Annotated in this window: 13 protein-coding genes; 9 read left to right on the top strand and 4 right to left on the bottom strand. The window is 64.9% G+C overall.

The window, feature by feature from the left end; translation table 11 throughout:
• The first annotated feature begins 80 nt into the window (after positions 1-80).
• The 7 genes from rnpA to yihA all read left to right on the top strand — a co-directional run bounded on the left by rnpA (position 81) and on the right by yihA (position 6823).
• Positions 81-509: a ribonuclease P protein component gene (rnpA, locus tag AKL02_RS05365; RefSeq protein ID WP_083079213.1), complete on the top strand. Its 429-nt coding sequence runs from the start codon at positions 81-83 to the stop codon at positions 507-509.
• On the top strand, positions 506-796 hold the full coding sequence (gene yidD / locus AKL02_RS05360; protein WP_083079214.1) for a membrane protein insertion efficiency factor YidD: 291 nt from the start codon (positions 506-508) through the stop codon (positions 794-796). Before rnpA ends, yidD begins: the two co-directional genes overlap by 4 nt.
• On the top strand, positions 789-1670 hold the full coding sequence (gene ttcA / locus AKL02_RS05355; protein ID WP_078539799.1) for a tRNA 2-thiocytidine(32) synthetase TtcA: 882 nt from the start codon (positions 789-791) through the stop codon (positions 1668-1670). Before yidD ends, ttcA begins: the two co-directional genes overlap by 8 nt.
• A gap of 80 nt (positions 1671-1750) precedes the next feature.
• Positions 1751-3370, top strand: a complete 1620-nt coding sequence (locus AKL02_RS05350) for a bifunctional diguanylate cyclase/phosphodiesterase (RefSeq protein WP_083079215.1) — start codon at positions 1751-1753, stop codon at positions 3368-3370.
• Between the two features lie 191 nt (positions 3371-3561).
• The gene (gene yidC, locus AKL02_RS05345; protein WP_083079216.1) at positions 3562-5409 is read left to right on the top strand and encodes a membrane protein insertase YidC; all 1848 of its coding nucleotides are present in this window, start codon (positions 3562-3564) and stop codon (positions 5407-5409) included.
• Positions 5406-6173, top strand: a complete 768-nt coding sequence (locus tag AKL02_RS05340; RefSeq protein ID WP_083079217.1) for an MOSC domain-containing protein — start codon at positions 5406-5408, stop codon at positions 6171-6173. The genes yidC and AKL02_RS05340 overlap by 4 nt, the downstream gene beginning before the upstream one ends.
• The gene (yihA, locus tag AKL02_RS05335) at positions 6173-6823 is read left to right on the top strand and encodes a ribosome biogenesis GTP-binding protein YihA/YsxC (protein ID WP_083079218.1); all 651 of its coding nucleotides are present in this window, start codon (positions 6173-6175) and stop codon (positions 6821-6823) included. Before AKL02_RS05340 ends, yihA begins: the two co-directional genes overlap by 1 nt.
• Before the next feature lie 21 nt (positions 6824-6844).
• On the opposite strand, the gene argF is transcribed toward yihA, so the two are convergent.
• The 3 genes from argF to AKL02_RS05320 all read right to left on the bottom strand — a co-directional run bounded on the left by argF (position 6845) and on the right by AKL02_RS05320 (position 10007).
• Positions 6845-7771 (bottom strand): ornithine carbamoyltransferase, encoded by a 927-nt coding sequence (gene argF / locus AKL02_RS05330; RefSeq protein WP_078519747.1) that lies wholly within the window; start codon positions 7769-7771, stop codon positions 6845-6847.
• An 88-nt stretch (positions 7772-7859) separates the two neighbouring features.
• A complete protein-coding gene (locus AKL02_RS05325; protein ID WP_083079219.1) occupies positions 7860-9038 on the bottom strand; it encodes an aspartate aminotransferase family protein in 1179 nt (392 codons plus the stop codon).
• A 222-nt stretch (positions 9039-9260) separates the two neighbouring features.
• Positions 9261-10007 carry a ZIP family metal transporter gene (locus AKL02_RS05320; RefSeq protein WP_078520030.1) on the bottom strand — a complete coding sequence of 249 codons (747 nt, stop codon included), beginning with the start codon at positions 10005-10007 and terminating at the stop codon, positions 9261-9263.
• Positions 10008-10161: 154 nt separating this feature from the next.
• Here AKL02_RS05320 and AKL02_RS05315 point away from each other — a divergent pair, with 154 nt between their 5' ends.
• Positions 10162-11325 (top strand): alpha-hydroxy acid oxidase, encoded by a 1164-nt coding sequence (locus AKL02_RS05315; RefSeq protein WP_083079220.1) that lies wholly within the window; start codon positions 10162-10164, stop codon positions 11323-11325.
• Between the two features lie 9 nt (positions 11326-11334).
• On the opposite strand, the gene AKL02_RS05310 is transcribed toward AKL02_RS05315, so the two are convergent.
• Complete coding sequence (locus AKL02_RS05310) at positions 11335-12207, bottom strand: bifunctional helix-turn-helix transcriptional regulator/GNAT family N-acetyltransferase (protein ID WP_083079221.1); 873 nt, start codon at positions 12205-12207, stop codon at positions 11335-11337.
• Positions 12208-12392: 185 nt separating this feature from the next.
• Between AKL02_RS05310 and AKL02_RS05305 the strand changes: the two genes are divergently transcribed.
• Positions 12393-13028, top strand: coding sequence for a 50S ribosomal protein L25/general stress protein Ctc (locus AKL02_RS05305; protein ID WP_078569525.1), 636 nt, complete (start codon positions 12393-12395; stop codon positions 13026-13028).
• The last annotated feature ends 116 nt before the right edge of the window (positions 13029-13144 follow it).

Genomic DNA, 13144 nt, shown 5'->3' with positions numbered 1-13144 from the left:
GTCGGGCCCTCGGGTCGGATCGGTGAAAAGACCGGCGGCTTCGCTATTTTGCGCGTCGTTTATTCGCCGGAGGTTGCCTGATGGCCGCCATACGCTCAGATGATCCGACTCGTCCGACCGCGGTTCTGCGGCAGCGGGCGGATTTTCTGAAAGCGGCCTCGGCGCAGCGTAAGGGGATGCCCGGCTTTCTGCTGCAGGCGCGCAAGCGCCGCGAGGGCGAGCCCGTCGCCCCCGATCTGATCCGCGTGGGCTTCACCTGCTCGAAGAAGCTCGGCAACGCGGTGGCGCGCAATCGCGCGAAACGGCGTCTGCGCGAGATCGCCCGCGCCGTTCTGCCCAAGGCGGGACGACCGGGTTGGGATTACGTGCTGGTCGGGCGCCCCGAGGCGACCGCCACCCGCGACTTCGCCGCCATGCTGGCCGAATTCGAGACCGTGCTCACGATCATTCACGATTTGCCGATCTCCCCGCCGCGGCCGCGCAAACCCAAGGGGAGCAAACGCAAATGAGCCCCCTCGCCCGAATCCTCGCCCTGCCGGTTCATGCCTATCGCTTGCTGCTGAGCCCCTGGATGGGGCATGGCTGCCGCTACCAGCCGACCTGTTCGTCCTATGCGCTCGAAGCGCTTGAACGGCATGGTGCGGTGAAGGGTGGCTGGCTGGCCGGGAAGCGGCTCCTGAGCTGCCACCCCTGGGGCGGGCATGGCTACGACCCGGTGCCCGGGGCCGATCCCGACCATGACGCCGCCCATCGTTGCGCCCATGCGCATGACGCGAAGGACACTCCAGATGCTTGATGACGAAGACAGCCCGATCCATCCGCTTTTCGCAGGCGCACCCTCGACGACCGAGTTCAAGAAGCTGCGCAAGCGCATCGTGCGCGAGACCCGCGAGGCGATCGAGAAATACGGGATGATCGAACGCGGACAACGCTGGCTGGTCTGCCTCTCGGGCGGCAAGGACAGCTACACGCTGCTGGCCGTGCTGCACGAGCTGCAGTGGCGCGGGCTGCTGCCGGTGGAGTTGCTGGCCTGCAATCTCGATCAGGGCCAGCCGGGGTTCCCTGCAACCGTGCTGCCGGAATTCCTCGAGAAGATGGGCGTGCCGCATCGGATCGAATATCAGGACACCTATTCGATCGTGATGGACAAGGTCCCGCAGGGCCGCACCTATTGCGCGCTGTGCTCGCGGCTGCGGCGCGGCAACCTCTATCGCATCGCGCGCGAGGAAGGCTGCTCGGCGGTCGTGCTGGGCCATCACCGCGATGACATCTTGGAAACCTTCTTCATGAACCTGTTCCACGGCTCGCGCCTTGCGACGATGCCGCCGAAACTGCTGAACGAGGAAGGCGATCTCTTCGTCTATCGCCCGCTCGCCTTCGTCTCCGAGGCCGATTGCGAGAAATTCGCCCGCGCGATGGACTATCCGATCATCCCCTGCGACCTCTGCGGCTCTCAGGACGGGCTGCAGCGCCAGCAGGTGAAGATGATGCTCGACGGATGGGAGAAGAACGCTCCCGGCCGCCGCAACAAGATGTTCAAGGCGCTGATGAACGCGCGCCCCTCGCATCTGTGCGACCCCTCGATCTTCGATTTCGCGGGGCTCGAGCGCCGCGCGGAGGGTGAAGCGGATTTTAACGAAAACGTCCCGGTTTTGCGCGAGCGCGATTAACCGGCTGAACACCAATGACGTCTAGCCTTGCTGGCGAAGGGGGCCTTTAGGGGCCCGCATGTGCCACGGGGGTAGGTGTCATGGGAAATGACGGGGGCAAGCGCGCCGCCCGCAAATCAGAGCTGCGCGCAAGATATCAGGGCAAGCCGGGTCCGGTTCTGCTCCGACGCGAGATGATCGCCTTTTTGCCGGCCTGCGGGCTCGCCCTGCTTTGGGTCGGGCCGGAGGCGATGGTGCTGATCGGTCTGACCGCGATTCTGGTGGGCTGGATGACCCGCCCCCTGCCCGTTCCGCCCGAGATCGACGAGGAAGGATGCGACCCCGCGACGGGCCTCCTGCCGCCGAGTGCCGCGATTGCCGAGATGGCCGCCTCCTTGCAGGATTCGCAGCGGCGCAATCGCCCGACCGGATGCCTTATCCTCGGGCTCGACGCTCCCGATCAGGTGCTGCGGCGGCTGCACCCGAAGGAATTCGATCTTCTGCTGCGCCGGATCGGCGAACGGCTGCAGGCGCAGTTGCGCAGCGGCGATGTGGTCACGCGCTGGGACGGCGCGCGTTTCGCGGTGCTGCTGCGCCCGACGCCGCGGCTTGGCCTCGAAGGGATGATCCAGCTTTGCGGTCGCCTTCAGGAAGCGGTGAGCGAGCCTTACGTGATCGCCGAGCAGACGCAGGAGATCACCATGCATATCGGGTTTCACCTCGTGGGCCGAAGTGCCGCGGCCCCGGCCTATCGCGACGACGCGGCCACGCAGGCCAAGGCCGACGCGCGCGCCAACACAGAGGCGGAGGCGGCGCTCTCGCGCGCCGAGACCGCGGCCATCCGCGCGATGCAGTCCGGCCCGGGGGCGATCCGCTCCTCCCGCTCGGACAAGATCGCCACGAAAGACCCGGGCCCGCATCCGCTGTCCGCCAGTGTCGGAGAGGCGCTCGAAGCGGGCCATATCAAGGCGTTTTTCCTGCCGCAGATTTCCACCGACACAGGCGATATCAGCGGGTTTCAGGCGATTCCGCGCTGGCTTCATGCGCAACGCGGGATCCTGACCGAAAGCGAGATACTCCCCGCGATCGAGGCGGCAGGGTTGGGCGCGCGCTTCTCCGAGGTGATGCTTTACGCGGCCTTCGGCGCGCTGCGCGACATCGCCCGCGATGGCAGCGATTTCGGCCCGGCCTCGCTTCCCTTCCTGCCCGGACAGATGGGCGACCCGAAGCTGGCCGAGCGGTTGGCCTGGGAATTCGACCGCTTCGAGATCGCCCCGACCCGGCTGCGGCTGATCGTCCCGCAGGCGATGGTGGCACGGCTCGACGATCCGGTCTGCAGCCATACGCTGCACGCGATCAAGCGCCTCGGCTGCCTGATCGAACTGGCGGGATTCGGCTCCGGCCCCGTCTCGGCGGAGACGATCCGCCAGATCGGGCCGCAGCGGCTTCGCATCCATCGCTCGCTCACGGCAGAGATCGACCACAACACCGAACATCAGCGCCTGACCGCCGCGATCGTGTCGATGGCCGAGGGGCTGGGGCTGGAGACGCTCGCCGAAGGGGTGCCGGGGATCGCCGAACACGCGATGCTGTGCCAGTTGGGCTGCTCGGCGGTGCAGGGCCCGGCGATTGCCGCGCCGATGCCGATCAGCGAATTCCTCGAATGGGCGGAACGCCATCGCACCAAGCTCGACGCGACGCCGCAAATCGGCAGGCGTTGAAGCACCCCAAAGCCCGGGCCGCAGAGCGAGTCGCAAACCGGGCTTTGCGGCTGCGGACCCCGGATCCGGGCCAAAAGCGTGATGGCAAACCCTGCCCGATCCACTGTTTCAAGGGAAAATGGCTTGACCTTTGGCTGCCCCTTCTGTTGAACCCAAGCAAGTTTTCGACAGGCTTGTGGAATTAGGGTTTCATGGACAACCAAAACAAGAATCTCATTCTCGCGGTGGTGCTTTCCGCGCTCGTGCTGGGCGTCTGGACCTACTTCTTCCCGCCCACGGAAGACACGACAACGGCACCGAGCCAACCGGTCGCGGAGCAGAGCGCTACGCCCGAAGGCACTGATATCGCACCGAAGACCGCCGCCGACTCCACGGGCGCACCGGTCGATACGGCGACGATGTCCCAAGCCGCGAGCGCCCAGTCCCAGAGCGCCGCGCGGATCGAGATCGACACCCCCGCGGTCGAGGGCTCGATCTCGACTCTCGGCGGGCGTTTCGACGACCTCTCGCTCAAGAAATACAAGGAAACGCTGGACGAGGATTCGCCCGACGTGCGTCTTCTGTCGCCGATCAGCGGCGATACCGGCAATTCGACCCTGCCCTATTACGTCGTCTATGGCTGGCTGCCCGCAGGCGGTCTGCCCGGCGATCAGGTGCCCGGTCCGAACACGGTCTGGAGGCAGGTCGGCAACGGCAAGCTCACGCCCGACACCCCGGTCACGCTGCAATGGGACAACGGCCACGGCCTGACCTTCCAGCGCGAGATCTCGGTCGACGACAAGTATCTCTTCACGATCAAGCAGTCGGTGCAGAACGGCACCGACGCCGCCGTGAAGCTTGCCCCCTACGGCATCATCGCGCGTCACGGCATCCCGCAGGAGCGCCGCGTCTACGTGCTCCACGAAGGCCTCGTGGCGATGGATGACGGCAATCTCGAAGAGATCAAATACAAGAACATCACCAAGCTCGACAACAAGGGCGCAGAGGGTCAGGCCGAGATCAAGCAGGTGCAGGACGCCGGCTGGACGGGCTTCACCGACAAATACTGGCAGACCGTTCTGGCGCCGATTTCGGGCCCGTTCACCTCTGTCGTGAAATATTCGGGCGAGAAGTCCGACATCTACCAGACCGAGACCCGCCTGCCCGTGATCGACGTGGCGCCCGGCGCCAAGGGCGACGCGCAGACCCACCTCTTCGCCGGTGCGAAGGAATGGGAAACCCTGCGCGACTATCAGGACAATGTCCCGATCCCGAAATTCGTCGACTCGCTCGACTGGGGCTGGTTCTACTTCCTCACCAAGCCGATGTTCCGCCTGCTGCACTTCCTGCACGGCGCGATCGGCAACATGGGCTGGGCGATCATCGCACTGACCTTCATCATCAAGCTGATCGTCTTCCCGCTGGCACGGAAGTCCTACATCTCGATGGCGCGCATGAAAGAGCTGCAGCCCGAGATGGAGAAGATGAAGGAAGCCGCTGGCGACGACCGCCAGAAGATGCAGCAGGGCATGATGGAGCTCTACAAGAAGCACAAGGTGAACCCCGCGGCGGGCTGTCTGCCGCTTCTGATCCAGATCCCGATCTTCTTCTCGCTCTATAAGGTGATCTACGTCACGATCGAGCTGTATCACGCGCCGTGGATCGGCTGGATCCATGACCTCTCGGCGCCCGATCCGACCTCGATCCTGAACCTGTTCGGCCTGCTGCCCTTCGCAGCGCCCGATCCGGGCTCGCCGCTCTTCATCCTGTCGCTCGGCATCCTGCCGATCCTGCTCGGTGTGTCGATGTGGTTCCAGCAGCGCCTGAACCCGGCGCCGACGGACAAGACGCAGGCTATGATCTTCGCGTGGATGCCGTGGGTCTTCATGTTCATGCTGGGCAGCTTCGCCTCGGGGCTCGTGCTGTACTGGATCACGAACAACACGATCACGTTCCTCCAGCAGTACACGATCATGTCGATGCACGGGAAACGCCCGGATCTGTTCGGCAATATCAAAGAGAGCTTCCAGCGGAAGAAACCCGCCGAAGAGAAGAAATGAGCGCAACGCTCTCTCGCATCTACCGACATCCGATCAAGTCGATCGGGGTAGAGGAACTGAAGGACGCGTCCCTTGAAGAGGGGCGCGTCTTGCCTTGCGACCGGCAATGGGCGGTGCTGCACGAGCGCTCCAAGGTAGGTGTCGGCGCGGAGGGACGTGCCGATAGCTGGGGGCAGAAGATCAACTTCGTGATCGGGCGCTCCGCGCCGGGGCTGATGGGGGTGACGTCGCGGATGCTCGATAACGGGCACATCCTGCTGGAGCATCCCGAGCAATGGCATCTCGAGATCGACCCCGAGCGCGAAGCCGACCAGCGCAAGCTATTCGAATGGCTGCGCACCTTCTGGCCGGACAGTGCGCCGCGCCCGACCGCGCTGGTGCGCGGCCCCGACCGGGCCTTCACCGACGATCCCCTGCCCTATGTTTCGCTGATCGGGCAAGCCTCGCTTGATGATCTCTCGGCACGAGTGGGAAAACCGATCGACCGCCGCCGCTTCCGCGCCAATCTCTGGGTCGAGGGCTGGGAGCCCTTCGCGGAGATGGACCTGATCGGCAAGACGGTGCGCGTTGGCGAGGCGGAACTGCAACTGCGCGCCTGTATCGGGCGTTGCCGTGCGACGGACGCCAATCTCGAGACGGGCGAACGCGATATCGACATGCTGGCAGAGCTGGAACGCCACTACGGGCATACCGACCTTGGCGTCTTCTGTCTCGTCACCAAACAGGGCCGCATCGCGCGCGGCGACAAGATCGAGGTACTCTGATGGAGTTAAATTTCCCGCTGGCCGAGGCCCCCGACGATTTTTCGCGTGAGCGCGGTCGCAAGCTCTTCGCCGCGCCCGTCGAGTTCCTCAAGGGCGTCGTCGCAATGAAGGGGCTGCCGCCTGCCGACCGGATCGAGGTCTGCTTCGCGGGCCGCTCCAATGTCGGCAAGTCGAGCCTGATCAACGCGCTCACGAACCGTCGCAACCTTGCGCGGGCGTCGAACACGCCGGGCCGGACGCAGGAGATCAACTATTTCACCACGCAGGACGGTCCCTATCTGGTCGACCTTCCGGGCTATGGGTTCGCGCAGGCCCCCGTCGCGGTGGTCGCGAAATGGCAGGCGCTGCTGAAGGATTACCTGTCGGGCCGCGCCACGCTGCGCCGCGCCTTCGTGCTGATCGACACGCGTCACGGCGTGAAAGCGGTGGACGAGGAAATCCTGACGCTGCTCGACCGTGCTGCCGTCCCCTTCCAGGTCGTGATGACGAAGGCGGACAAGGTCAGCGCAAAGGATTGCGAGAAGGTGCTGGATCAGGTGCGCAAGGCGCTGACGAAGCACCCGGCCGCCTTCCCCGAGATCGTGCTGACCTCGTCCGAGAAGGGCGACGGGATCGAGACGCTGCGCGCGATCATCGCCGGGCTGGAGTAACCCCCTGCCCGGCTGCTGTCGTTACTTGCCGAGGCAGTAGCGCATCACCGCCTTTTGCGCGTGCAGACGGTTCTCGGCCTCGTCGAAGATCACCGAAGCCGGGCCGTCCATGACGCCGCTCGTCGCCTCGTCATTGCGATGCGCGGGCAGGCAATGCATGAAGAGCGCGTCGGGCTTGGCGTGGCTCATCAGCTCCTCGTTGACCTGATAGGGCCGCAGCTGGTTGTGGCGGCGCTCCTTCGCGGATTCCGGGTCATGCATCGACACCCAAGTGTCGGTGACGATCAGATCGGCGCCTTCGACCGCCTTGACCGGATCCCGCTCGATGGTGATCGGATGGCCCGCTTTCTCGGCCACGTCCAGCCAGGCGCGCTCGGGGTCGAGCGTCTCGGGCCCGGTGAAGGTCAGATCGAAGCCGAACTGCGCGGCGGCATGGGCGAAGCTCGCGAAGACGTTGTTGCCGTCGCCCGACCAGACCACCTTCTTGCCCGCGATCGGCCCGCGCTGCTCTTCATAGGTCATCACATCGGCCATGATCTGACACGGGTGGGTGCGGTCGGTGAGACCGTTGATCACCGGCACCGAAGCATATTCCGCCATCTCGAGCAGGGTTTCCTCCTCGAAGGTCCGGATCATGATCAGATCGACATAGCGCGACAGAACGCGGGCGGTGTCGGCGATGGTCTCGCCATGGCCCAGCTGCATATCCGCGCCCGAGAGCACCATCGACTGGCCGCCCATCTGACGCACGCCGACATCGAAGCTGACGCGGGTCCGGGTCGAGGGCTTCTCGAAGATCAGCGCGACCATGTGACCGGCGAGCGGCTGCTCGTCATCGGGCGCGCCTTTCGGGCGACCGTTGCGGGCCTGCTTCATCGCGATGCCTTGGTCGATCATGGACCGCAGCGCGGCGGGGTCGGTTTTGTGGATATCGAGGAAATGGTTCATCGGTTTGTCTTTCGTGGAGGGGCCTGAGGGGCTGTCCGCCCCGCTGCGCTCCCGCGCAGCCCCCGAGGATATTTACGCCAAGAGGAAGTCAGGCGGCCTTTTCGAGTTGCGACGCGGCGGCATCGAGCCGGGTCACGGCCTCGGCCAGATCGGCCTCGGAAATGTTCAGCGCGGGCAGAAGGCGCAGCACATTGTCGGCAGCGGGCACGGTCAGCAGGTGCTGATCATAGGCGGCGGCGACGAGATCGGTCGGCGCGCGCTTGCATTTGAGCCCGAGCATCAGACCGGTGCCGCGTACGCTCTCGAACGTGTCGGGATGCGCGGCGATCAGCCCTTCGAGCTTCTGACGCAGGAAGCCAGCGCGCGCGTTCACCTGATCGAGGAAGGCGGGCTCGGAGACGATCTCCATCACCTTGGCGCCGACAGCGCAGCCCAGCGGGTTGCCGCCATAGGTCGAGCCATGCGTGCCCGCGACCATGCCGGAGGCGGCGTCTTCTGTAGCCAGCACAGCACCCAGCGGGAAGCCCCCGCCGATGCCCTTCGCGACCATCATGATATCGGGGGTGATGCCTGCCCATTCATGCGCGAAGAGCCGACCCGAGCGGCCCACGCCGCATTGCACCTCGTCGAAGATCAGGAGCGCGCCGGTCTCGTCGCAGAGATCGCGCAGCCCTTTCAGACATTGATCGGGCACCGGGCGGATCCCGCCCTCGCCCTGGATCGGCTCGATCAGGATTGCGGCGATCTTGTCGGTGACGGCGGCCTTCAGCGCCTCGTGATCGCCCCAGGGAAGCTGGGTGAAACCGGGCAGCAGCGGGCCGAAGCCCTTCACCATCTTTTCCGAATTCGGCGTGGCCGAGATCGCACCGGTGGAGCGGCCGTGGAAGGCGCCCTCGAAGGTGATTATCTCCACCCGGTCCTCGCCTTTCGCGGACCAGTATTTCCGCGCCATCTTGATCGCGAGTTCCGCAGCCTCGGTGCCGGAATTGGTGAAGAAGACCGTATCGGCGAAGGTCTTCTCGACCAGCGCGTCGGCCAGCGCCTGCTGCTGCGGAATCTGGTAGAGGTTCGAGACATGCCACAGCTTGCTCGCCTGCTCGGTCAGCGCCTGCACCAGTTCGGGGGCGGCATGACCCAGCGCATTCACCGCGATCCCCGCGCCCATGTCGAGATATCGGGTCCCGTCCGCCGTCTCCAGCCAGGAGCCCTCGCCCTTCACGAAGGCGAGCGGTGCGCGATTATAGGTCGGCAAAACGGAGGGGATCATCGGGTCAAACTCCAGTAAGAGAAGGCAAATGCGTGCAACAGTCCCGGGGGTCTGTCAACATTCAGGGGCCTAAGGTCAGCGATTTGGGATAGGGTGTGGCGGCGGGCCACGGCAGATCGGACGTCAGGCGCTTCAGCGGCGACGTCGGGGACGGGTGATATATGCGGTCCGTGCGATCATGCGTTTGCGCTTACGCCGGGGCAGCGCGGAAGTAAAGAGGGTTCAGCCAAGCGTCACGTCGAGGAACATCATCAGGATCAACCCGAAAAGCAGCCCCGCGGTCGCGCGGTTCTGGTGCCCGTTGCGGTGGGTCTCGGGCAGGATCTCGTGGCTGATGATGTAGAGCATGGCGCCCGCCGCGAAGGTCAGCCCCCATGGCAGCAACGCGCCGGAGACCGAGACCGCCGCCGCGCCGACGAGCGCGCCCACGGGTTCGACCGCCCCGGTCATCGCGGTGACGAAGAAGGCTTTGCGGCGGGTGTAGCCCTGCCCGATCAGCGCAACGGCCACGGCCAGCCCCTCGGGGATGTCCTGAAGCGAGATGCCGGTCATCACCGAGAAGCCATTCTCGTTGCCCGCGCCGAAAGCGACGCCGATCGACAGGCCTTCGGGGAAGTTGTGGATCGTGATCGCGATCACGAAAAGCCAGATCCGCGCCAGTTGCGCCGCATCCGCCCCTTCGCGCCCGGAGGTGAAATGCTCGTGCGGCAGCGTCGCGTTCAGCCAGGCCACGAAGCCCGCGCCGATGGCGATGCCGATTGCGGCGATGGCAGCGGCGACCCAGACCGAGCCGAACATGGTCTCGGCCACGTCGATGCCCGGCAGGATCAGCGAGAAATACGAGGCCGAGAGCATCACGCCCGCCGCGAAGCCCAGCATCGTATCGGCGGTGCGCTGGCTCATGGAGCGCCCGAGCAGCGCCGGGATCGCCCCGGCAGCCGTTGCGACGCCCGCCACCATGCCGCCCATAAGGCCGAGCCAAATCTCGTTCACGCCGCTCTCCTTTTCGTGTTCGCCCGGCGAGATGGGAACGGATCGCGCATGATTGCAAGCCTTGCGATGGGTGATTGCGCAAATTTCGAGGGATTGGTAAGGAAACTTAACCACGGAGAGAGGAACACCCATGCCCGTCATCACCTCCATCGCCGATCTGAAACGTCTGCATAAGCGCCGCACGCCGAAGATGTTCTACGATTACGCGGAAAGCGGCTCGTACACCGAGCAGACCTTCCGCGAGAACACCGAGGACTTCGCGCAGATCCGCCTCAACCAGCGTATCGCGCGGGACATGACGGGCCGCACGACGAAATCGACGATGCTGGATCAGGAGGTCGCGATGCCGGTGGCGCTGGCGCCCGTGGGGCTGACCGGGATGCAGCGCGCCGATGGCGAGATCAAGGCGGCGAAGGCGGCGGAGAAATTCGGCGTGCCTTATACGCTCTCGACCATGTCGATCTGCTCGATCGAGGACGTCGCCGAGAATGTCAGCCAGCCCTTCTGGTTCCAGATCTACACGCTGACCGATGACGACTATAACAAGCGCGTGCTGGAGCGGGCACGGGCAGCAGGCTGTTCGGCGCTGGTGATCACGGTCGATCTGCAGCTGCTGGGCCAGCGGCACAAGGATCTGAAGAACGGCCTCACCGCGCCGCCGAAATTCACCCCCGCCGTGCTGGCGGATCTGGCGACGAAATGGCGCTGGGGCATTGAGATGCTGCAGACCAAGCGGCGTTTCTTCGGCAATATCGTGGGCCATGTGGACAGCGCCGCTGACCCGGCCTCGCTGTCGTCATGGACTGCGGAGAAGTTCGACCAGTCGCTGAACTGGGATCGGATCAAGCAGCTCATGGATATGTGGGGCGGCAAGGTGATCCTGAAGGGGATCCTCAGCGAGGAAGACGCCGAGATGGCCGCCGCGACCGGAGCCGATGCGATCGTGGTCTCGAACCATGGCGGGCGACAGCTGGACGGGGCGCTGAGCTCGATCCGGATGCTGCCGAAGATCGTCAACGCGGTCGGCGACAAGACCGAGGTCTGGCTCGACAGCGGTATCCGCTCGGGGCAGGACGTGCTCAAGGCGCTGGCGCTTGGCGCGAAGGGCGTGATGATCGGGCGCGCCTATGTCTACGGTCTGGGCGCGATGGGCGAGCCGGGCGTGACAAAGGCGCTGGAGGTCATCCAGAAGGAGCTCGACACCTCCATGGCGCTGTGTGGCGAGCGTCGGATCGAAGATCTGGGCCGGGACGATCTGCTGATCCCCAACGGCTTCTTCGACACCTATTCCTGAGGGCAGGCCCTAAGGTCTTAGGCGCTTTTCAAAGAACCGGTCGGGATAGGGATCGTCGTTGAAGCGATCGATCTCATCCCAGCCGAAGCGGTGATACATGGCGACCGCTTCGGGCAGTGCGGAATTGGTATCGAGCCGCAGATGCAGCTGGCCCAAGTCGCGCGCCGCCGCCTCAACCGCCTCCATCAACTGCCGCGCCAACCCGAGGCCGCGCGCGGCAGGTGCGATCCAGACGCGCTTCACCTCGGCATAATCCGCGCCGCCCTTCAGCGCCGCGCAACCAACCGGCACCCCGTCGGATAGTGCGATCAGGAAGGTGCCGCGAGGAGGGCGCATATCGTCGGCCTCGGGGTCTTTCGACAGGTTCACATCGAAGCCGCCTTCGAACCGGGCGGCAAGCTCCGCGTAATACTGCGCAAGACAATCCCGCGCCCGCGGATCGCGCGGATCGCAGGGCACGATCTCGATCTCGGCGCGGGTCAGCGCCGTCGCGATCAGGTCCATCGCCGCCAAGAGCGCGCTCTGGTCGGGATGACGCGAGAGGATATCCGCCGCCTGCGCATCGGAGAGCCGTTCATATTCCGCGAATTCCGCCTGCCCCGCCTCGGTCAGACACGCGATGCGGCGTCGCCCGTCTTCGGGATCGTCCTCCACGACCACCAGCCCCTCAGCCTCCAGCCCGCGCAACAGACGGCTCATCAACCCGGAATCGAGCGCCAACGCCTGACGCAGCTTCGCGACATCGCCCTGCCCGCGCCCGATCGCATTGAGCACCCGTGCAGAGCCCAAAGGCCGCCCGCGATCGAGGAAGGAGGAGTTCAGCGCGCCCACCTGCCGGGTGACGGCCCGGTTGAACCGGCGTATATGTGCGAGTGCGTCCATGGGAATACCTGACCTGTGTCCGAGATACTTTCTGACATTAGTCAGATATCCTTCTATAGCAACCCGGATTCCGCCGCACCGTCGGTTTCCCCTTGCCAACTCGGCCAATCCCGAGTATCCGCGCGGCTTCATGGGCCCGACACCCTTGGAGGCGGCCCATCACTTTGACAAATTGGAGACCAGTTATGGCAAAAGAGATCGAAACGATCGAAGCCGTGGCGCGTACGGGGACGGGCAAGGGGGCCGCTCGGCAAGCGCGTCGTGAGGGCCTCGTGCCCGGTATCGTCTACGGCGACGGCAAGGACCCGGTTGCAATCAACCTCGACTACAACCGCCTGATCACCCGCCTGCGCAAAGGCCGCTTCATGTCCACCCTCTTCAACCTGAAGATGGACGGCCAGGAAGATGTCCGCGTGATCTGCCGCGGCGTTCAGAAAGACGTCGTCAAGGACCTGCCGACCCACGTCGACTTCATGCGCACCCACCGCAACTCGCGCATCTCGCTCTTCGTGCATGTCGAGTTCATCAACCACGAGAAGGCGCCCGGCCTGAAGCGCGGCGGCACCCTCGTCGCAGTGCGCCCGGAAGTCGAACTCAACGTTCTCGCCGGTGATATCCCCGAGCAGATCGTGGTCGACCTCGAAGGCAAGCAGATCGGCGACACCATCCACATCTCCGACGTGGACCTGCCGAAAGGCGCCAAGCCGACCATCGAGCGTGACTTCGTGATCGCGAACGTCGCTCCGCCGAAAGGCTTCGGTGGTGGTTCCTCCGACGAGGACGAAGGCGAAGAAGCCAGCGAAGAAGCGACCGAAGAGTAATTCTTCTTCCGATGAGATTTTCGAGACGGGGCCTTTCGGGGCCCCGTTTTTCTTTGCCCAAAGCCGCAATTGCCGGCTGCACGGCAAACCTCCGGCCGGACATGCTCACATTTATG

It is taken from the genome of Thioclava electrotropha (assembly GCF_002085925.2).
Lineage (GTDB): Bacteria > Pseudomonadota > Alphaproteobacteria > Rhodobacterales > Rhodobacteraceae > Thioclava > Thioclava electrotropha.
The sequence above is the reverse complement of the archived record's forward strand: the minus strand, read 5'-3'. Positions and strand labels throughout refer to the sequence as shown.

Bases quoted from the DNA above. Each gene is read 5' to 3' on its own strand.
- rnpA (WP_083079213.1), top strand. From the start codon at position 81: ATGGCCGCCATACGCTCAGATGATCCGACTCGTCCGACCGCGGTTCTG.
- yidD (WP_083079214.1), top strand. From the start codon at position 506: ATGAGCCCCCTCGCCCGAATCCTCGCCCTGCCGGTTCATGCCTATCGC.
- ttcA (WP_078539799.1), top strand. From the start codon at position 789: ATGCTTGATGACGAAGACAGCCCGATCCATCCGCTTTTCGCAGGCGCA.
- AKL02_RS05350 (WP_083079215.1), top strand. From the start codon at position 1,751: ATGGGAAATGACGGGGGCAAGCGCGCCGCCCGCAAATCAGAGCTGCGC.
- yidC (WP_083079216.1), top strand. From the start codon at position 3,562: ATGGACAACCAAAACAAGAATCTCATTCTCGCGGTGGTGCTTTCCGCG.
- AKL02_RS05340 (WP_083079217.1), top strand. From the start codon at position 5,406: ATGAGCGCAACGCTCTCTCGCATCTACCGACATCCGATCAAGTCGATC.
- yihA (WP_083079218.1), top strand. From the start codon at position 6,173: ATGGAGTTAAATTTCCCGCTGGCCGAGGCCCCCGACGATTTTTCGCGT.
- argF (WP_078519747.1), bottom strand. From the start codon at position 7,771: ATGAACCATTTCCTCGATATCCACAAAACCGACCCCGCCGCGCTGCGG.
- AKL02_RS05325 (WP_083079219.1), bottom strand. From the start codon at position 9,038: ATGATCCCCTCCGTTTTGCCGACCTATAATCGCGCACCGCTCGCCTTC.
- AKL02_RS05320 (WP_078520030.1), bottom strand. From the start codon at position 10,007: ATGGGCGGCATGGTGGCGGGCGTCGCAACGGCTGCCGGGGCGATCCCG.
- AKL02_RS05315 (WP_083079220.1), top strand. From the start codon at position 10,162: ATGCCCGTCATCACCTCCATCGCCGATCTGAAACGTCTGCATAAGCGC.
- AKL02_RS05310 (WP_083079221.1), bottom strand. From the start codon at position 12,207: ATGGACGCACTCGCACATATACGCCGGTTCAACCGGGCCGTCACCCGG.
- AKL02_RS05305 (WP_078569525.1), top strand. From the start codon at position 12,393: ATGGCAAAAGAGATCGAAACGATCGAAGCCGTGGCGCGTACGGGGACG.